Genomic DNA, 20,408 nt, shown 5'->3' with positions numbered 1-20,408 from the left:
TTTGGAAGTTGGAAACGAAGATTTTGCCTTTGACGAGGAATTCTCTCTCGATATCCCAGAAGCGGAACCAGCATTAAGTGCTGAGTTGGATAACTCCAGTGAATTAGATGAGTTGGATGCCATGCTGGCAGACGGCGCGACGGCAAGCCCTGAAATCGTGACTTCGGGTGAGTTTGATGAACTCGAAGCGATGCTGGGTGAAGACTTAATACCGACGGCAACACCCGCTCAAAACCTGGAGGAGAATACTCTCGAAGCAGTAGACCTGATTGACAAAGAGTTTGATGACTTAGAGTCGCTGTTAGAGCAGACCGATCAGATGATGGGAGGGCCGCCCAGCTCAACAGTACAAGAACGTTCCTCACTGCGTCCGGCTTCCCGCCCTCGCGTCCGCGTATTTGAGCAAACCACCAAGGTACCTGTAAAACACCTCGATAGCCTCAGCAACTTGGTGGGAGAACTGGTGGTTAACCGCAACAGTTTGGAGCAAGACCAAGAACGCCTGCGACAGTTTCTCGATAATTTGTTGCATCAAGTGCAGCAATTGAGCGATGTGGGAGCAAGGATGCAGGATTTGTACGAGCGATCGCTCTTGGAAAGTTCTCTCCTTGCCAGTCGTCAAGCACGGACTACCTTCCAAGCAGACCGCAATATCCCCAAGATGCACGCGACGGGGATAGAGTACGACCCCCTAGAGATGGATCGCTTCACAAACTTCCACTTGATCTCTCAAGAAACCATTGAGTTGATTGTCCGAGTGCGAGAAAGTGCGGCTGATATCGAATTTTTGGTGGATGAAACCGACCAAGTAACTCGCGTTCTGCGGCAGATTACCACGCAGTTACAAGAAGGTTTGACCCGTGGTCGAATGACCCCCTTTGCCCAAGCCGCTGACCGCTTACCCCGGGCGGTGCGAGATATTTCTGCCAAGTTGCACAAACAGGCACAACTACAGGTCGAAGGTCGAGAAACCTTAATCGATAAAACACTCCTAGAGCATCTCTACGATCCACTGACTCACTTAGTCAACAATGCGATTACTCACGGAATCGAGACGCCAGATGTCCGTCGAGACAAAGGCAAACCCGCTTGTGGTCGCATCACCCTCCGCGCCTTCCATCAGGGCAACCAAACCGTTATTTCTGTCTCTGATGACGGTGCAGGCATTGATCCTGAACGGGTACGCGCCAAAGCGATTGAAAAAGGATTAATTTCCAAACAAGCGGCTAAAAACCTTTCTAACCTCGACTTGTACGACTTTCTTTTCCACCCCGGTTTTAGTACCAAAGATCAAGTAGATGACTTTTCCGGGCGGGGAGTCGGTATGGATGTGGTCAGGACTAGCCTCAGCGAAATTCGAGGCAACATCAGCATCGATTCCACCTTGGGTAAAGGCACCACCTTTACTGTTCGCTTACCGCTGGTTCTGAGTATTTGTAAAGCCCTCCTCGCTTTGAGCGACAAAGCCCGGATCGCTTTCCCGATGGATGGGGTCGAGGATATGTTTGACGTGCCGAGCGCTCGCATTCAAACCGACGCTGAAGGAAAAACCTTTGTTCAATGGCGTGACACTGTCCTGCCCTTCCAACCACTGTCCGACCTGCTGAAATACAATCGCCAGATCAACCGCAGTACGGTTTACGGGGGTCAACGGGAAGATGACATGATTGCCATCGTCGTGTTGCGTTCAGTAGGAACCTATCTAGCCATCCAGGTTGATCAAGTCCTGGGCGAACAAGAAATCGTGATTAAGCAGCTAGAAGGCCCACCACCGAAGCCCGTAGGCGTTGCTGGAGCCACTGTGCTGGGCGATGGGCAGATTATGCCTATTGTTGACGTGCTAGAACTGATTGACCTCTCCGTGGGTCGCATCCGCCGTGACAGTGGCGGTACGCTGTGGGATCAAGCTACTACCCCACCCCAGGAAGCCCTCGCTGCCAAGTCAGAACCGATGGTGCTGATTGTGGATGATTCAATTACAGTGCGCGAACTTCTCTCCTTGACCTTTAACAAGTCGGGCTATCGGGTCGAACAAGCTCGCGATGGTCAAGAAGCGTGGGAGAAGCTGCGCTCTGGGCTGCCTTGCGACATTGTTTTTTGTGACATCGAAATGCCCAGAATGGATGGTTTGGAGTTACTCTCTCGCCTGCAAAAAGATGAAAACCTCAAGGACTTACCCATTGCCATGCTGACTTCTCGTGGTGCTGACCGACATCGGCAGATGGCAGCGCAACTAGGAGCCAGTGGTTACTTTACCAAACCTTATTTGGAAGAAGTACTGCTCGATGCAGCGCAACGAATGATTAAAGGTGAGGTGTTAATCAGCTCTAATAGTAATCTTTGAAGCTGATGGTTTTGAACCTGAAAAGGAAACGGTAAAATTGTTCTGAAAATTGCTAACTCTATTGACTGGGGCACTTTAGCCCCATTGTCTTGAGAGACACCAACTTAAGAAGGGTGAATCGCACCCTACAACAAGGTCAATTTTCAGAGTCGAATTTCTCAATTAAAAAGCAGGGGTAGCTTAGATGTGCCCCTGCTGAAATTTTGTTATAGCGCCACTTAGTTTTTTACTTGTACTCAGACGCTAAGTTAACCCGGTAGGTTAAGACAAATACAGCATCGTCGCATTTACACAGAAACTTTGTCTTCCACTGTCCAGGTTATTAAGTTTTTTAGTACAGCTCTTCTTCTTGGTGGGTGAGGATGGTGCAGTCAGACTTAGGATATGCAACACAAGTCAGGACGTAACCCGCTTCGATTTGATCGTCATCCAAGAAAGACTGGTCAGACTGATCGATTTCACCACTTTGGAGCTTGCCAGCACAGGTGGAGCAAGCGCCAGCACGGCAGGAGTAAGGCAGGTCGATCCCTTGCTCTTCAGCCGCGTCAAGAATGTACTCGTCGTCTGGAACTTCAATCGTAGTATTCAGCCCTTCAGCCTCGCTTATAAGCGTAACTTTGTAACTTGGCATGTTAGTCCTCTCTATTAATTAAAAACGGGAAGCCGCAGTAATAGCTTTCCTGAAGCTCACTCTAGGCTTGACTTCGCTTATGTGAAGTTTTGCTTCATCTTGTGGCTTCACTTTTGATACTACGGGAAAAAGCTGTAGAGGTTATACAGGATTAGGAATGAGATAATTAATTTCATATAAAATTAGTTTTACTTATACTAAAACTAGAAGACTAGCCCCAGGGTGAGCGAAAACAAAAACAGCTCTTAAGCTTAGTTTTTATAGGAGTTTACCACCTTTGGGAGTTGGCAACACCCCGGTGGAATACCCCATGAATCAGTATTAGTTATCGTTATAGTATTAATTAATGACTTGTGCTTACAGATAAAATTTTGTCTTTGTTCGCTGTCAGTGTCCATTCGTCAAAGCCAGTTATAACAAATTCATGAATTTGGGTATAGGTATAGGACAAAAACTAGGTGGGCGTTACCAAATTGTCAGCTTGCTGGGGGCTGGGGGATTTGGGATGACCTTTGTGGCAGAAGACCAGCACTTACCCGGTGATAACCAATGCGTTGTCAAGCAACTCAAGCCGCAAGCAACAGACCCGATCACCTTGCAAACAGCGAGACGACTATTTGATACCGAAGCCAAAATGCTGCATCAGTTGGGAAAACACGGGCAAATTCCCCAGCTTTTTGCGTATTTTGAGGAGAATAAAGAGTTTTATCTGGTGCAGGAGTTGATCGAAGGGGGTGACCTCAGCCAGGAATTCACTCCTTCAACGCGTTTAGAGGAAGCAGAAGCGATCGCCCTTTTGCAAGACGTCCTAGAAATTTTAGAGTTTGTCCATCAGCAAAATGTCATCCATCGTGATATTAATCCCCGCAACTTAATCCGGCGAAAAAAAGACGGGAAACTAGTTTTAATCGACTTCGGGGCAGTTAAACAAATTAGCACGCAGGTGATTAATGGCGGAAACAGCAGCCTCACCATTGCCATTGGGACTCCGGGCTATCGACCTAGCGAACAAGCAAATGGCAATCCCCGCTTAAGTAGCGATATTTATGCCGTGGGGATACTCGGCATTCAAGCCCTTACAGGTTGTCTTCCCACCCAACTCCCTACTGACCCGGATACCGGAGAAATTAGCTGGCGCAACCAAGCGAGCATCAGCCCAGAATTGGCAAACGTCCTCGACAAGATGGTGCGCTACGACTTCCGACAGCGCTACCAATCAGCAACCGAGGCATTGCAAGCCCTAAAAGACTTATCCACAACCACGAGTGCCACAGTTGCCTTACCTGTTGCGTCTCCTCCAAAGCTTGTCGTTGCTAAACCCAAATCTCGACCGATCCTGTACAAAGCTGTACTCGCGATTAGCGTCATTGGCATCGGTATTGCGGCAAGCGTTGCCACAGTCAACTGGATTCGGTCTGCCAATGCCACGGATTTGTATAACCGGGGGGAGACGTTTTTGGCATTGAAACATTACGAAGATGCGCTGGATGCCTACAATCGAGCCGTGGAAATTAGACCGGATTATGCTGAGGCGTGGCAGGGTCAAGGCGATACTTTCTTAGGATTGCAGCGATATGAAGAGGCGCTAAATGCCTATGACCGGGCAATTCAACTTCGCCCTGATGATCTAGAAGCTTGGACGAGCCGGGGTCAGGTACTGGATAACTTGCAGCGGTACGAGGGGGCGATCGCGTCTTTTGATGCGGCGTTGGAAATTCAACCCGATTATTTTGATGCTTGGATTAACCGGGGCAATGTGCAGATTAAATTGCAGCAATATTCAGAAGCGATCGCCTCTTTTGATAAAGCACTCTCTATTGAGCCTAACGCTTCTCTTGCCTGGAATCGGCGGGGTTGGGCATTGCATAATTTGCAACGCTACGAAGAAGCCGTTTCCTCCTACGACAAAGCGGTAGAGTTTAAGCCTGATTCTGCCCCATCCTGGTATCAACGGGGAAATGCTCTGATTAACTTACAGCGTAATCAAGATGCCGTGGACTCGTACCAGAAAGCGGTGCAATTTCAGCCTAACTTCTACAAAGCCTGGTATAGCCTGGGTAGTGCCCTCAGTAACTTGCAACGCTATGATCGAGCGATCGCCGCTTATGACCAAACCCTGAAATTTAAACCCAACGATTACGAAGCCTGGTATGGTCGCGGCTGGGCGCACCATCAATTAAAGCGCTACCGCGAGGCGATCGCCTCCTACGACAAAGCACTGCAATTTCAGCCCAAGAACGCCCAAGCCTGGTACAACCGAGGTAATGCCCTGTATAACCAGCAACGCTATAACGACGCGATCGCTTCCTACCGCCAAGCTGTTGCACTTCAGCCCAGCCACCACGAAGCCTGGTACAGTCGCGGCAATGCCTTATTTAACGTAGAACGCTACAAAGACGCCGTTGCCGCTTACGATCAAGCCCTGCGCTATAAACAAGATTATCGAGAAGCCATAGACGCCCGAAACCGCGCCCAAAGCCAGCTAGAAGCAGCACGGTCAGAGCAAAAAGCCCAAGAACAAGAAAGCAGAGATCAAGAAGAAGAGAAATCCTCAGACGATGACAATTAAGTTGGGACAGTCTTTAGCCAAGCACTTTGCGGCTAGACTGTTTTGCACCCTTCAAAACCTGCTTTAACCCAGTTGAATCAATCTTTAAAAAACTAGGGTCATAGGAGCGTCGTCAGGTAGACAGGCATAATCCCTCACTCCCAAAGCTATAACCGATTGGAAAAACCAAACGTTTCTTCCAAAAGAATTTAGATTCAGCGCGTATAATCGGTAAAGTATTATGATTTTCAGCTAACAGTTCTTATTGAACGTTAACAAATCCTGTAACGAAACTTCTTAAGAGATGCCGCGAATACTTGTCATCGACGACGACCCTGCAATTGCAGAATTAGTATCCATCAATCTAGAGATGGCTGGATACGACGTCAATCAAGCACCGGACGGCATCATCGGTCAGGCGCTTGCCCTGCAAATACAGCCGGACTTGATTATGCTCGACCTGATGCTGCCGAAAGTAGACGGTTTCACCGTCTGTCAGCGATTGCGCCGGGACGAGCGCACTTCTGATATCCCAGTTTTAATGTTAACGGCACTCAGTCAAACCCAAGACAAAGTAGAAGGTTTTAATGCAGGTGCTGATGATTACCTGACTAAGCCCTTTGAACTAGAAGAGATGCTGGCACGGGTTAGAGCCTTGCTGCGTCGCACAGACCGCATCCCCCAAGCCGCTAAACATTCAGAAATCCTCAATTACGGGTCGTTGACCCTTGTCCCCGAACGCTTTGAAGCGATCTGGTTTAATAGAACGGTTAAGCTGACGCATTTAGAGTTTGAACTGCTGCACTGCTTGCTCCAGCGCCACGGTCAGACGGTTTCTCCCAGCGAAATCCTCAAAGAAGTCTGGGGTTATGACCCGGATGACGACATCGAAACCATCCGCGTCCACATTCGGCATTTGAGAACTAAGCTAGAACCCGATCCCCGTCATCCTCGCTACATCAAGACGGTTTACGGGGCAGGTTACTGCTTAGAGTTGCCCAATACTGACCAGGTTTCTTTAGATTCTGATTCAGCTTAGGTTAGCGAGTCAAAGCGCGATCGCATTTCGGTAAGCTTTCACCTGCAAATCAATCCCTGTAATTGCCGTCCCCACAACAACGGCATCAGCACCTTGTTTCAAGGCATCTTGAGCCATTTGCGGCGAAGCAATACCCCCTTCGCAAATTAGAGGCACATCTAGCTGCTGGCTCAACGGCATCAGGAGTTCAAAGCCGGGAGGGGAAAGGTGTTCGGTTTGGCGGGTGTAACCGTAGAGGGTCGTTCCTACCACATCAGCTCCCGCCTTGGCGGCGGCAATTCCCGCTTCCACAGTATCGACATCTGCCATAACCAGCTTGCTTAAATCTTTGTGAATTCTGGCAATCAAGCTTTCTAGAGTTTCTCCTTGGGGGCGTTCTCGGAAAGTGGCATCAATGGCAATAATGTCAGCCCCGGCTGAGGCGATCGCTTCGGCGTGATGAAATTGCGGCGTAATGTAAACCTCGCATCCCGCTAGTTGTTGCTTCCACAGCCCAATGATCAGGGCTTCGCTCCCCAATACCAAACGCACTTCTTGAACATGGGCGGGCGTATCAATCCTCACCGCGATCGCGCCTTGATTGATTGCCGCTTTTGCCATCGCTGCAATCACAACGGGATCGTGCAGGGGAGAATCTACCGGGGCTTGACAAGACACAATTAGCCCTTGATGTAATCTTTGCTGGAGATTGAGAGAATTCGTTGACATAAAATAAGTAGGCGAGAATTGCTCGAACTATAATAAAGCCCTATAAATTCTTTAAACGGCTTCGTAGTAAAGGCTTTAACTCACAAAACAGGGCTGAAGCCCTCACTACAAACCTTAGTTGGGTAACAAAACGGTAAAGGAAGACCCCTGCTCGACTGTCGATTCCACCTCGATTCTGCCCCCATGGAGTTCGACCCATTGCTTCGTCAATGCCAAGCCTAAACCTATGCCGTTGTAATTGCGTTGATAGGGAGTTTCTAGTTGTTGAAATTTCTGAAACAGTAAGGAAATCTGATGTTCGGGAATGCCAATGCCAGTATCTTCAACTTGAAAAACTACTTGATCGTCTTCTCGCCAGATCCGGAGGATTACCTGACCTCCGGAGGGAGTAAATTTAATCGCATTTCCTAAGAGGTTGAAGAGAATTTGTTTAACTCGCCGTTGATCGGCACAGAAGCGATCGCCATGGGGCTTGACTTGAAAATCTAGCTTCAGATTCACCTCTTGAAGAACGGCTTTTTCCTGTAACGTTCTTAATGTCTGGTAAGCCATTTTTGTCAAGGAAAATTCGCTAATATTTAAAATTGCCTTCCCTGCCTCGACTTGGGATAAGTCGAGAATGTCGTTAATTAGCTCCAGTAGATGTTCTCCGCTTTCTTGAATCGTTTCCAGGTAACTCCGCTGTTTTTGGATGGATAACGCCTGAGGAGCCTCTTGTCCGTAAGACCAGCGCAACAATGTTGCCGACATGCCAATCACACAAGTCAAGGGCGTACGCAACTCATGACTCATGGCGGCGAGAAACTCGCTTTTGGCTCGACTCGCGGCTTGGGCAGCTTGCAGGGCATCGCGGAGTTCTTGAGTACGCTCAATCACTCGCTGCTCTAAGGTGTGATTTTGTTGTTGCATTTGGGCATAGAGTTGGGCTTGCCAAATCGCCACAGCAAGATTTCCAGCAATCTGCTCGAAAAATATTTTCTCGCTATCTTGCCAACGGCGGGGTGTAAAACACTGATGGGCAATCAGCAATCCCCAGAGCTTTTCTTGGACAATAATCGGAGCGACTAACTTGGCTCGTACTTGATTTTGCTGCAATATTTCCAGCAAGCAAGATTCTGTAGAGTAGGCAACTTGGACATCATCAATGGCAAATGCTGCTCCCTGGCGATATTTTTGGCTATAGCGAGGGACGTGGCTAAAGCAATTATCTGCCTCAGTAAAATGCAGTACGGAGGGAATCTCCTCTGAGGCTGTAGCTTCGTAGGTGACGCAACCCCAGCCGAGTTCAGAGCTGACGGGGGAAATGTAAGAAATCTGAGAAAAGGTTGGTGGATCTAGCTGGCGGGGGGGAGCTTGGGGATGGCAATTAAATTGATAAATCAGCAATCGATCTACCTGAAGAAAGTGCCGCACCTGCTCAACGGCAGTTTCTAGGATGACAGGTAACTCTAGACTCTGACGCATCTGGGCGGTGACTTGATTAATCAGCCGCTCTTGTTCGATTTGTTGCAAGAGTGCTTCTTCTACTAAAGGTTGGCAGACAGCGGCGTGGGAGTAGGGAGAATCGTCTGCTAAGTGGCGGCTATTGGAGGAGAGAAGGCTAATTAGGGATAGGGTAAACTCACTCTGAATGACCGGATCGTTGGCGATGGGGTTTGTAACCAACTGCTGTAGTTCTGTTGGCAGTTCTGAGAGAAAGTGAGCGATCGCGTTGGGATCGAAGGTCAATCCCACCTTATAGATTAAAGGCGTCTCTGCGGGTATTGCCCAAAGTAACGCACTGAATTTTGGCGATCGCAACAAATTAAAGCACTCTTGCCAAGGCTGGCGAGGCGTCCTCAAAGCAACAAGATTATCTTCAGTGATCGCCACGGCTTCTTCCCCAACATTTCGAGCCATTTCTTGCCAAAAAGCCCGTAGTTGCTCAAAAGCTACCTGGGGCAAAGTATGGCTGGCAATTGCAACTGGGAAGCTAGACATTTCTTCTTGTCGCCTATTGATAAGAGCTAAAAACGTTTTTGAGCCACTCCCACGGATTGAATCCGTGGGATTCAGGCATCAGACAGGGATTGCAGGAGTAACTCCTGTCTGACATCCCCTACGCCTAGAGGTAAAAAAATTACTTTTTAAAATTAGTGTAAATTATCAGTCTACCCATACTGGCAAGAAAAAATCATGCATCGAATTAGCGCAACACCAGGAGGGTGGAACCCACAATCAGAAGGCGTCATTTTTGTTGAACAAACTCCCGCACCGATTGTCTTTCTGACAGCGGCAGATACGGATATTCAAACTCTGGCTAGATCAGTTTCACAATTACCTACTGGCTTTCCCGCCCTACGCGTTGCTAACTTCTTACAACTACAACAGCAACTAAGTATTGATACTTATGCAGAAGATGTATTGGCATCCGCCGAGGTGATTATTCTCAGGTTGCTCGGCGGACGCGCTTATTGGTCTTACGGATTAGAAGTACTTCAAGAAACTGTACAACGTACAGGTGCAGCATTAATCGTCCTACCGGGTGATGATCGTCCCGATCCAGATTTAATTAGCCACTCTACAGTCTCTCTACAAACAGCTAATCAGTTATGGCGCTATTTGCTCGAAGGTGGCGTTGAAAATTTTGTTAATGCTCTCAAGTTTGTCGCTGATACCTGTTTAGGACATACCTATAATCCAGCCGCTCCTCAATCTGTTCCTCGTGTTGGGGTGTATTCGTGGAGCAGGGGAGCAGGGGAGCGGGGGAGCGGGGGAGCAGGGGAGCAGGGGAGCGAGGGAGCAGGCTTCAACGTGAGACTTCGGCGTGAGCGCTCAGTCGAACGCTCAGCCGAACGGGAGCAGGGGAGCGGGGGAGCAGGGGAGCAGGGGAGCGGGGAAGCGGGGGAGCGGGGGAGCGGGGGAGCGGGGGAGCAAGGGAGCAGGGGAGCAACAAACTCAGGACTTACCGACTCGGACTCAGGACTCAGGATTCAGGACTCAGGACTCAGGACTCAGGACTCAGGACTCAGGACTCAGGACTCTCTTCGCCAATCCCCTAAAGTCGGCATTCTGTTTTATCGCGCTCATTACTTGGCGGGAAATACAGCAGTTATTGATGCTTTGTGCCAAGCATTAGCCGAACGAGGGTTGGAAGTGGTTCCGGTGTTTGTCTCTTCACTCTTGCATCCGGATGTGCAGGAAGATGTGTTGAGCTATTTTCAGCCAAAAGCGGGAGAAGGAATTGATCTACTCCTGAATACAACAAGCTTTTCCCTTGCCAAACTCGATTCCACTACCTCCCTCAGAACTCAGGACTCACAGACTCCACTACCTCCCTCAGGACTCAGAACTCAGGACTCAGAACTCAAGACTCAGAACTCAGGACTCAGAACTCAAGACTCAAAACTCAAAACTCAGCACTCAGGACTCAGGACTCAAAACTCAGAACTCAGCACTCAGCACTCAGCACTCAGGACTCAGCACTCAGCACTCAGAAGTGACTTCTGGCAGCAACTGGATGTACCTGTGTTGCAGGTAATTTTGAGCAGCAACACGAGAGAACAGTGGGAGTCTGGGGTACAAGGGCTAACGCCACGGGATACGGCGATGAATGTGGCATTACCGGAAGTGGATGGGCGCATTATCAGCCGTGCGGTTTCGTTCAAGTCGGTGCAAAGTCACAATCCGCTGATGGAAACAGAGGTGGTGGTTTACGAACCTGTAGGCGATCGCATTAATTTTGTGGCTGATTTAGCCGCTAATTGGGTGCATCTGCGCCGGAAGCCTGTTGCTGAACGATGTGTCGCTCTGATTTTGGCAAATTACCCGACTCGCGACGGGCGGCTGGCAAATGGTGTGGGGTTGGATACTCCGGCAAGTTGTGTGGAAATTCTCAAGGCGTTGCAGTTGGAGGGGTATCAAGTTGGGAGGATTCCGGAAACGGGAGATGAGTTGATTAGGTGGCTAACGGCTGGTGTGACGAATGATCCGGAAGGGCGGGAGTTGCGTCCGGTACGGCAAAGTTTGTCGTTGGGGGAGTATGGGCGGTATTTCGCGACGTTACCGTTGGAGGTGCAGCAGGGAATTAGCGATCGCTGGGGTGGGGTTGAAACGAACCACAGAGACGCAGAGGGCACTGAGGAGAAGAAGAGAGGGAAGGAGGTGGATGAGTTTGCTATTGCTGGGGTTTGGCTGGGGAATGTGTTTGTGGGGATTCAGCCAGCACGAGGGTATGATGTTGACCCTAGTTTGAATTATCATGCGCCGGATTTGGAGCCGACTCATGCTTATTTAGCGTTTTATTACTGGCTGCGGCAGCACTTTGGGGCAGATGCGGTGGTGCATGTGGGGAAGCATGGGAATTTGGAATGGTTGCCGGGTAAGAGTCTGGCGCTGTCAAAGAGGTGCTATCCGGAGGTAGCGCTAGGGGCGATGCCGCATTTGTATCCGTTTATTGTCAACGATCCGGGTGAGGGGGCGCAGGCGAAGCGACGCGCTCAAGCGGTGATCATCGACCACCTGACGCCGCCAATGACACGGGCGGAACTGTATGGCTCGTTGCAACAGTTAGAAGGGTTAATTGATGAGTATTACGAGGCACAAAGTTTAGATCCGACGCGATTACCAGCGATTAGCGATCGCATTACTCAACTGATCCACCAAGAAAATCTTCATCAAGATTTGGGACTCATTACAGGCGCACAACTTGACAATCAGGACAGTGGGCTGATTACTGATGCTGATCGTTATCTATGTGAGTTAAGGGAAGCCCAGATCCGCGACGGGTTGCATATTTTTGGGCAATGTCCTCAAGGGCATCAGTTACGAGATTTGATTGTGGCGATCGCGCGTCATCCCGGTCATAATCGCATCGGTTTGACTCGCGCGATCGCTCAAGATTGGGAGCTGGATTTTGACCCCCTAACTGCCGATCCGGTTCAATCTTTTGAGCATCCAAAGTTCAGCAACAGCTTAAACACGGTTGGTGATGTAATTGAGCAACTTGAACACTATGCCGCTGAGTTAGTCGAACAGCTAATTAATCCACCAGCCAACCCCTCTCTTCTCTTCGGGAAGGAATTTGACTCCGCCACTAATGCGCCAGCATCACCTTCACTCAGGACTCAGCACTCAGGACTCAGGACTCAAAAAGAACTAGAGTGGATACGCGATCGCCTTCTCCCAGCACTGCAACAAACCTCCCAAGAAATTACCCAACTTTTACGCGGTTTAGCAGGGCGATATGTGCCTAGTGGCCCTTCTGGCGCACCCACGAGAGGACGCCCGGAGGTGTTACCCACAGGTCGCAACTTCTACTCGGTGGATATCCGCGCTATCCCAACAGAAACGGCGTGGGATGTAGGACGCAAAGCCGCAGAAGTCTTAATTGAGCGCTATACCCAGGAAAATGGGGAATATCCCCAAACCCTAGCCTTGTCAGTGTGGGGAACCTCGACGATGCGAACTGGGGGCGATGATATCGCAGAAGCACTGGCATTGCTGGGTGTGCAGCCTGTGTGGGATGGCTCGTCGCGGCGGGTGGTGGATTTTGAAATCTTGCCGACAACGGTGTTGGGACGACCGCGTGTGGATGTGACGTTGCGGATTTCGGGCTTTTTCCGGGATGCTTTTCCCAATTTGATCGATTTGTTTGACCAAGCCGTGACAGCGGTGGCGGCGTTACCAGAACCCCCAGAACAAAACCCCCTCGCCGCCCACGCCCAGCAAGAAACTAATGTTTGGGAATCAGCCGGGTTAAGTCAAGAAGAAGCGCTAAAGCGATCGCGTTATCGGATTTTTGGCTCCAAACCAGGGGCTTACGGTGCGGGGTTGCAAGGCTTAATCGAAGCGCAAAACTGGACAGACGACGCAGATTTAGCTCGTGCCTATATTAACTGGAGTAGTTACGCCTATACGGGTTCTGGTCAAGGTACTGCCGCCCCAGAAGCTTTTGAACAACGCCTCGGTGCAATGCAAGTTGTTCTACACAATCAAGATAATCGCGAACATGACTTGCTCGATTCCGATGATTATTACCAATTTCAGGGCGGATTAACTGCCTCGGTGCGGACAGTCAGCGGCAAAAATCCTCAAACCTACTTTGGCGATAATTCCCTTCCCCAAAACCCGAAGGTGCGACAGCTAGGTGAGGAAATTGCTAGGGTGTATCGTTCCCGTGTGGTGAATCCCAAGTGGATTGAAGGCGTGATGCGCCACGGCTATAAGGGGGCGTTTGAAATGGCGGCGACGGTGGATTATTTATTTGCCTACGACGCGACGACTAATTGTGTGGCAGACCATATGTATCAAGGCGTTGCCGAGGCGTATGTGTTTGACCCCGTGGTGCAGGAATTTGTGCAACAAAAAAATCCTTGGGCATTGCGGGATATGGCAGAACGCTTGCTAGAGGCGCATCAGCGGCACTTATGGGAGGATGTGAAGCCAGAGACGCTTCTAGAGTTGAGAGCGATCGCCCTGCAAGCCGAGGCAGCTATCGAATCGACAATGGATAGCGGACAATAGAAGAAACTGCCTATTTGCTTGCAGAGAATAGGGGATAGGAGCAAGGTGCTTTCAGTTGTTCTGAGCGATCGCGCGTTGAGAAGTTTTTCGGGAGCGTTCCACCGTTTCAGCGGCTTGCCGACTGCTTTGTTGGCGGGGAATTTCAATGATAAACTCTGTTCCCTGTCCCGGTGCTGATTCGCATTGCAACGAGCCACCATGCTTTTCCACCACAATCTGATAACTGATGGATAGTCCTAAACCCGTCCCTTTGCCAACGGGCTTTGTTGTGTAGAACGGCTCGAATAGCTGCGACCTTACAGTTTCACTCATTCCCAAACCATTATCGGCGATCGCAATCCGCACGAGGCTATGGTCGATAGCTTCGGTACGAATCCGAATACAAGGGGTAAAACCTTCACTCTTATTCGTAGCACTCGACTCTTCCAGCACATCAATGGCATTAGCCAAGATATTCATAAAAACCTGATTGAGTTGACCAGAGCCGCACTCCACCAGTGGTATGTTTGTATACTCTTTAACCACTTCAATTTCTGGCTGCTCGGCTTTAGCTTTCAGGCGATGCTGCAAAATTAGCAGCGTGCTATCAATACCTTCGTGGATATTTACAGGCTTCATTTCGGCTTCGTCTAAGCGCGAGAAGTTGCGGAGAGACAGAACAATTTGACGGATGCGGTCAGCCCCTAACTTCATCGACGAGAGTACCTTCGGCAAGTCTGTCTGCAAAAACTCTAAATCAATTTCTTGCTCCTGTGCCTGAATGTCTGGGCTAGGGTTGGGGTAATCTTTTTGGTAAAGACTGATAAGGTTGAGCAGGTCTTGGGTGTACTCGTCGGTATGGACTAAATTACCGTAGATAAAGTTAACAGGATTATTAATTTCATGGGCAACGCCTGTCACTAATTGCCCCAAGCTCGACATTTTTTCTTTATGAATTAGTTGAAACTGCGCTTGTCGTAAATCTTGTAAGGTTTCTTCAAGTTCCGTCGAGCGTTCTTGTAGCTCCAGCGTCCGCTTGTGTACTAAATGTTCAATTTCAACAGTACGTCCTAAAGACATCAACAGGTAAACAACCAAGCTGCCTGTCATTAGTAACCCAATTATTAAAATCGAAAATGAGCCTTGATGAGTTTCAAAGTTAATATAATTAGGGTCTGGCGAGACAACTAACATCCATTGACGGTCGGCAATATTAAAGGTACGGGTACAAGCCGCTAGCTCCTGACAAAATTGCCTGCTGACTGTCACTTTCTCTGGCGGCTCGCTATTGAGAGAATCAATCAACTGCTTTGTTTCGGAGTCATAACGAACCAGAAAGCGTTCGTTGTCAGCAGCGGAGTTGTCGTAGAGATAAAAGTTGAGGCGGTTTAATTTCAATTCCTTAATGGAAGACTCAATAACGCGAGTTAGCTGAAAAACTCCGGCAACAAAACCTTGTGAATTTTTGCGACGAGCTTGCAAGGTATCTTGAGCAGAATTGGGGCGAAAAACGGGGAGGAAGACCTGTAACCCTGTTTGATTATTACTTACTAAAGTAATTCGCCCTGACGCTACGATCTTACCGGTGTCGCGGGACTTTTCTAAAGCAGCTTTTCTAGGAAGATTAGAGGCAACATCAAAACCTAAAACTTTCCGATCTTCTTGTTGTCCTTCTCTGTAGCCAACGGGAAAATATTCCTGCCGCTGTTCGGCTGTGATCGGCTGTTTATTAGCATCACGATCGTAAATTTGAAAATCGGGAAAACCTTCGGCTCGAACCGATTGCTCGTAAGCTTGTCGTTGGCTAGCCGATACTCGCTCTATCCAATTAAATGCCTGAATTGCCGGGTCTCGTGCCAAGAATGGTTGCACAAAATTCTTAAAATCTTGACGCTTAACTTGATCGGATGCGGCATAAAGACCTTGAATTGATAGCAGGATTTCTAAATTTTCGTTGACATTATCTTCCAATGCGGCAGCCAGGGTATCAGTCTGTTCCTGAAATTTGATTTGTACTGCTTTATTTTCCCCATTCCACACAACTGCGGCTGCTAAAACCGATAAGCTAATACCTGTGCCTAAGGTTAACCAGACTGGAAGATGACGGTATCTTGGGAATAAGGACTGAAATGCTGAAGTCAGGCTCTGGCGCGGGTTATTTTTTGAGGTTGCTTGATTTGGCTGACCTTGATTGCTAGATGGAAACATTTTCTTAGTCACTCACTTTTATGACTTAGTCTGTTTCCAATTTCGGTAGACTGCCATAAATAGACAACCGCGATCTTACGGTGAAACTGTTAAGAAATATACAGAAATCTCAATAATTACTGCTTGTTATCATTAAAAGCAGCCGCTATTTCTATAAATCTCACAAATACTAGGGTAGGCATTGCTGAGAGTGTTAAAAGATGTTGCGTTTAGTGACTTTTTTATATTAAAAAAAAGGAAAGAATCATAGTGTGGTATTTGTGGCAGGAGATAAAGCCAGAGATGCTCTTAGCCGTTGAGAGCGATCGCTCTTGGCGCTGATGGAGTATCTTATCGTCGCCTCAATAACGGCTTCAGCTTGCACTGCGATCGCTTTGTTGGGTGGGAATCTCAATCTGGAACTCTGCACCCTCTCCTGGCAATAACTCACACCGCAACGAGCCGCCATGCTTTTCTACGACAATCTGATAACTGATAGATAGACCTAAGCCTGTGCCTTTACCAGCAGGCTTGGTGGTGAAGAACGGCTCAAATAACCTTGAGTGTACTGCTTCGTCCATCTCTAGACCATTGTCGGCGATCGCAATCTGCACCCGCTGTGGATTGATCAAGGTAGTGCGAATCCTAATCCTGAGAACTTTGTCTGTTGCTTTCTCGCAACTAGCCGCCTCCTCTAGGGCATCAATAGCATTAGTGAGAATATGCATAAAAACCTGATTGAGTTGCCCAGAGTAGCATTCCACCAGCGGTAGATTGCCATACTCTTTCACCACCTCAATGTTCGGCTGGTCTGCACCCCCCTTCAAGCGATGCTGCAAAATCAGTAGTGTGCTGTCGATCCCTTCGTGAATATTCACAAACTTATTTTCTGCTTCATCTAGGCGAGAGAAGTTACGAAGAGATAGAACAATCTGACTGATACGGTCAGCCCCTGACTTCATCGAAGACAGCATCTTCGACATATCTTCCTGCAAAAATTCCCAATCAATGTCTTCTGTCGTAGCTCGAATTTCGGGGACTGGATGGGGGTAATGTTCCTGGTAAAGACGGATAAGAGTAAGCAGATCTTGGGTGTATTTGTCGGTGTGAATCAGGTTTCCAGAAATAAAGCCAATCGGGTTATTAATTTCATGAGCCACTCCAGCAACCAGTTGACCCAGACTAGACATTTTTTCTGTCTGAATCAGTTGTGCTTGCGTGTTTTTTAAGTCGTCCAGTGCTTTTTCTAGTTTCTCGGCTTGCGATTGAGCAATGGCAGCAGCATCACAACTTTGCTGATAAAGTTCTGCTTGTTGAAAATCGACGGAAAACTGTTCGAGATCGCTCTCCTCTTGATACTGACTCACCGCTGCATCCAAAGCCGCCAGCAAGTTAGTAGCCGCCGCCGTCAGAATATAACTAAGGTGAGGATTATCTTGTGTTAGCTGAGTATTTTCTGCCCGCAACAAGGCACGAACTGCTGCGATGTAGCGGCGAATCTGCTGATCTAAATTCAGGGGAGGCTGAAAGTAAATTGCCCGGAGGGTTAGCGAGGGTTGCCCTGGTAGGTTCAGTTTTGGGTCCCCGTATATTAAGCCATCGTGAGACTCTTCCATCAAGTCAATCGATTGGAGCAACTTGGAGTGCAAGTCTTCCCGCTCACTTTTGAAGGGCGTACATACCATCCGCAGGCTAAGTAGTGCTGTTTGTTGGGAAAGCATCCGTTGGCGACCGCTAATGTTGACCACTGCGGCATTGATTTGTCGAGTGGTAGTGAGGGAATGAACATCAAAAAGAGCGGCGAAAGCCAGCACAGGCAAAAGTTTTAATTGTAATAAATAGTTATAGGGCTTGCTGTTTGCAGAAGCTTGAGCCATTTTGCAATTTTCCTGGTTTTTTCTCTTGTCTGCCTAATTCGAAAACTGAAATTGCAATTTTTTTCTACTATTCAGTTATCTATAATGATGCATCTAATCATTTAATATGGTGTATTACAACACAACAAATTTTTTTAAATAAATAATATAGCCTTACAGTAAAACCAATACAGTTATACGCTGTCGCAAATACGACGAGTGCCGAATTTCAGTGCTTTTACTAGTAAAATAGAAAACTTAAATTAACCTAGTCTACTCTTAAAATTATTACTAACTTTGACAAAGTACTAGTTAATAACAACATTGGTTTTACAACTCATATATCCAAAAAATTATGGATAATCAGACGCTTTACAGCAGAATGTTTTGGTTAATAATAGAAAGCCTGAGCAACAACTACAGCCATTCACCAAGTTTTATAACACTCCAGCAAGGGGAGCGTTAAAGTGGAAACAAGCTTAAATTAACCAATCAGCCTTTGGAGTAGTGCTGCCATGACTAATGCCGCTGCTGCCCCCACCAACAACTGGTGGGACTTTCCGTTTCCCGTACCGCAACCCACACAGGATACTGACTTACTCAGACAGCTCAACTTCCCCGGATTGAAAGAAATTCTGATGTTGCGTCAGGTTCATGCTTTGGAACACGCCACAGTCTGGGTACTCAGTGAAATGGAGGGTGCCGAATCTGCCACCACTGCTCGTCAGATGGACAATGACACCTTGGGAGGCTTATCCACAGACCAAGGATTTTACCTGTACGGACAGGTAGATCCTTTAAACTTGCGACGAGCCGTTCGTATCGCCTTACAGCGCCTTGTGGATGGGGAATGGGATCTGGCTGTACACCCTCGCTGCGGGACAAATTTATCGGCGGGCATGTTTTTGACGGCAGGATTAGCACTGGGAACCCATCTGCTGCTGCCACGCGGGCCGATTGAGCAGGTTTTGGGTTTGGGATTGGCGGCGGCGATGGCAACGCAACTGACGCCGGATGTAGGAAGCCTCGCCCAACGTTACCTGACAACAGCAATTCCGTTTAACTTGGCGATCGCCCAAATCACCACAGCATCGGATATTTGGGGACGTCCATCCCAATTTGTCCAAGTGAGTTGGCAGGAGTCGCAATAAAAATTAAAGTATCAGTCTAACAGAGTACCTGAGTCGGTGTAGTACGCTTTAAAGCTAGAACGCAAGGGAAAAACTCTTATGGTTGAACGTGGTTCTAAAGTTCGTGTACTCAGAAAAGAATCTTACTGGTATCAGGATGTCGGCACCGTCGCAACGGTTGACCAGAGCGGCATCTTGTACCCCGTAATTGTCCGTTTCGAGAGAGTTAACTACGCTGGCGTCAATACCAATAACTTCGGCGTGGACGAAGTGTTAGAAATTGAAGCCCCATCGAAGAAAAGTAAGAAATCGACGCCTGCACCTTCCGGTGGCAAGCAAACCAAGCTCGAAGCGGGTATGCGCCAAACTGGCAGCGGTACTCCTACTGGCAACGCCAAGCCGTCTTCTGGAGACGAAGCCTCACAAGACAAACCACAAGGTAGTGACGCTGTAGCCGGCGACCCCAACCAGGGGACGGAAGCACGTTAAGCCGTGCCCGAATTGCCGGAAGTAGAAACAGTATGTCGGGGTCTTAATCAAGTAACCCGACTTCAACAAGTCCGGGGTGGAGATGTGTTGCTAGCTCGCACCATCGCCCACCCCGTTTCTGTGGATGACTTTTTAGCGGGACTCCAAGGAGTAGCGATCGCTAAATGGCATCGGCGTGGTAAATACCTCCTAGCAGAACTCTGCAAAACAACAACAGCTAAAAACGAAGGCGCTGACGTCTCACCTACTCCTCAAAACGACTCACTCCACTCCCCTGCTGGTTGGTTAGGCGTCCACCTCCGCATGACGGGACAATTGCTGTGGTTGACTACGGACAAGCCATTACAGAAGCACACACGAGTGCGGCTATTTTTTGCAGGGAATCACGAATTGCGCTTTGTTGACCAGCGAACCTTTGGTCAAATGTGGTGGGTTCCCCCCAACGTTGCTCCAGAAACGGTGATTACCGGACTCCAGAAATTGGGGACAGAACCCTTTGGGGACGAATTTTCTGTTGAGTACCTGACTAGCAAGCTGCAAAATCGGCGGCGTCCGATTAAAACGGCACTCCTAGATCAGTCCCTCGTTGCAGGTGTAGGAAATATCTATGCCGATGAAGCTTTGTTTCTTAGCGGTATCCGCCCAGAGACGCTGTGTGCGACGTTGAATGCCGAGCAACTTGCCCGCATCCGTAACGCCATAATCCAAGTCTTGCAAGCCAGCATAGAGGCAGGTGGAACAACCTTCAGCGACTTTTTGAGCGTGTTAGGCGTTAACGGCAATTATGGTGGTGTTGCCTGGGTGTATGGGCGTGACGGAGAACCTTGTCGCGTCTGCGGCACCACGATTAAGCGTACAAAGTTAGCAGGGCGTTCCTCGCACTACTGCGCCCAATGCCAGCGTTAGAGGGGAGCGGGGGAGCGGGGGAGCAGGGGAGCGCTCACAGGTGTAGGTTTTTTACAATCAAGCGGAGTTGAAGAAAGTCACAGTTGT

At 48.6% G+C, this 20,408-nt stretch carries 12 protein-coding genes; 7 read left to right on the top strand and 5 right to left on the bottom strand.

Translation table 11 applies throughout. The annotated features are described in order from the left end of the window. Positions 1 to 2,344: hybrid sensor histidine kinase/response regulator (locus AC5JR3_RS11725; RefSeq protein ID WP_495846125.1), on the top strand; the 2,344-nt coding region annotated here is incomplete at its 5' end. 331 nt (positions 2,345 to 2,675) lie between these two features. Here AC5JR3_RS11725 and AC5JR3_RS11720 read toward each other — a convergent pair. After that, positions 2,676 to 2,975: a ferredoxin gene (locus AC5JR3_RS11720; RefSeq protein ID WP_495846123.1), complete on the bottom strand. Its 300-nt coding sequence runs from the start codon at positions 2,973 to 2,975 to the stop codon at positions 2,676 to 2,678. Positions 2,976 to 3,399: 424 nt separating this feature from the next. On the opposite strand from AC5JR3_RS11720, the gene AC5JR3_RS11715 reads away from it, so the two are divergent. Both AC5JR3_RS11715 and AC5JR3_RS11710 read left to right on the top strand, forming a co-directional pair. After that, a complete protein-coding gene (locus AC5JR3_RS11715; protein ID WP_495846121.1) occupies positions 3,400 to 5,544 on the top strand; it encodes a tetratricopeptide repeat protein in 2,145 nt (714 codons plus the stop codon). A gap of 283 nt (positions 5,545 to 5,827) precedes the next feature. Continuing rightward, a complete protein-coding gene (locus AC5JR3_RS11710) occupies positions 5,828 to 6,562 on the top strand; it encodes a response regulator transcription factor (protein ID WP_495846119.1) in 735 nt (244 codons plus the stop codon). A 9-nt stretch (positions 6,563 to 6,571) separates the two neighbouring features. On the opposite strand, the gene AC5JR3_RS11705 is transcribed toward AC5JR3_RS11710, so the two are convergent. Both AC5JR3_RS11705 and AC5JR3_RS11700 read right to left on the bottom strand, forming a co-directional pair. Then, a complete protein-coding gene (locus tag AC5JR3_RS11705; RefSeq protein WP_495846117.1) occupies positions 6,572 to 7,270 on the bottom strand; it encodes an N-acetylmannosamine-6-phosphate 2-epimerase in 699 nt (232 codons plus the stop codon). A 114-nt stretch (positions 7,271 to 7,384) separates the two neighbouring features. Further along, entirely contained in the window at positions 7,385 to 9,250 is a 1,866-nt protein-coding gene (locus AC5JR3_RS11700) for a GAF domain-containing sensor histidine kinase (RefSeq protein WP_495846115.1), read from the bottom strand. Positions 9,251 to 9,445: 195 nt separating this feature from the next. Between AC5JR3_RS11700 and cobN the strand changes: the two genes are divergently transcribed. Beyond that, on the top strand, positions 9,446 to 13,774 hold the full coding sequence (gene cobN, locus AC5JR3_RS11695; RefSeq protein WP_495846113.1) for a cobaltochelatase subunit CobN: 4,329 nt from the start codon (positions 9,446 to 9,448) through the stop codon (positions 13,772 to 13,774). 51 nt (positions 13,775 to 13,825) lie between these two features. Here the strand turns inward: cobN and AC5JR3_RS11690 are convergent, their stop codons facing one another. Together AC5JR3_RS11690 and AC5JR3_RS11685 are read right to left on the bottom strand one after the other, a co-directional pair. Further along, positions 13,826 to 15,961 (bottom strand): CHASE domain-containing protein, encoded by a 2,136-nt coding sequence (locus AC5JR3_RS11690; protein WP_495846111.1) that lies wholly within the window; start codon positions 15,959 to 15,961, stop codon positions 13,826 to 13,828. A 353-nt stretch (positions 15,962 to 16,314) separates the two neighbouring features. Next, positions 16,315 to 17,817, bottom strand: coding sequence for an ATP-binding protein (locus tag AC5JR3_RS11685; RefSeq protein ID WP_495846109.1), 1,503 nt, complete (start codon positions 17,815 to 17,817; stop codon positions 16,315 to 16,317). A 494-nt stretch (positions 17,818 to 18,311) separates the two neighbouring features. Here AC5JR3_RS11685 and AC5JR3_RS11680 point away from each other — a divergent pair, with 494 nt between their 5' ends. The 3 genes from AC5JR3_RS11680 (at position 18,312) to AC5JR3_RS11670 (ending at position 20,321) form a co-directional block, all read left to right on the top strand. Then, the gene (locus AC5JR3_RS11680; RefSeq protein ID WP_495846107.1) at positions 18,312 to 18,947 is read left to right on the top strand and encodes a DUF6391 domain-containing protein; all 636 of its coding nucleotides are present in this window, start codon (positions 18,312 to 18,314) and stop codon (positions 18,945 to 18,947) included. Positions 18,948 to 19,025: 78 nt separating this feature from the next. Beyond that, on the top strand, positions 19,026 to 19,415 hold the full coding sequence (locus AC5JR3_RS11675) for a photosystem I reaction center subunit IV (RefSeq protein WP_495846105.1): 390 nt from the start codon (positions 19,026 to 19,028) through the stop codon (positions 19,413 to 19,415). 3 nt (positions 19,416 to 19,418) lie between these two features. After that, entirely contained in the window at positions 19,419 to 20,321 is a 903-nt protein-coding gene (locus tag AC5JR3_RS11670) for a DNA-formamidopyrimidine glycosylase (protein ID WP_495846103.1), read from the top strand. Positions 20,322 to 20,408: the final 87 nt, after the last annotated feature.

This window comes from Kastovskya adunca (genome assembly GCF_059505785.1).
The sequence above is the reverse complement of the archived record's forward strand: the minus strand, read 5'-3'. Positions and strand labels throughout refer to the sequence as shown.

Bases quoted from the DNA above. Each gene is read 5' to 3' on its own strand.
- AC5JR3_RS11720 (WP_495846123.1), bottom strand. From the start codon at position 2,975: ATGCCAAGTTACAAAGTTACGCTTATAAGCGAGGCTGAAGGGCTGAAT.
- AC5JR3_RS11715 (WP_495846121.1), top strand. From the start codon at position 3,400: ATGAATTTGGGTATAGGTATAGGACAAAAACTAGGTGGGCGTTACCAA.
- AC5JR3_RS11710 (WP_495846119.1), top strand. From the start codon at position 5,828: ATGCCGCGAATACTTGTCATCGACGACGACCCTGCAATTGCAGAATTA.
- AC5JR3_RS11705 (WP_495846117.1), bottom strand. From the start codon at position 7,270: ATGTCAACGAATTCTCTCAATCTCCAGCAAAGATTACATCAAGGGCTA.
- AC5JR3_RS11700 (WP_495846115.1), bottom strand. From the start codon at position 9,250: ATGTCTAGCTTCCCAGTTGCAATTGCCAGCCATACTTTGCCCCAGGTA.
- cobN (WP_495846113.1), top strand. From the start codon at position 9,446: ATGCATCGAATTAGCGCAACACCAGGAGGGTGGAACCCACAATCAGAA.
- AC5JR3_RS11690 (WP_495846111.1), bottom strand. From the start codon at position 15,961: ATGTTTCCATCTAGCAATCAAGGTCAGCCAAATCAAGCAACCTCAAAA.
- AC5JR3_RS11685 (WP_495846109.1), bottom strand. From the start codon at position 17,817: ATGGCTCAAGCTTCTGCAAACAGCAAGCCCTATAACTATTTATTACAA.
- AC5JR3_RS11680 (WP_495846107.1), top strand. From the start codon at position 18,312: ATGACTAATGCCGCTGCTGCCCCCACCAACAACTGGTGGGACTTTCCG.
- AC5JR3_RS11675 (WP_495846105.1), top strand. From the start codon at position 19,026: ATGGTTGAACGTGGTTCTAAAGTTCGTGTACTCAGAAAAGAATCTTAC.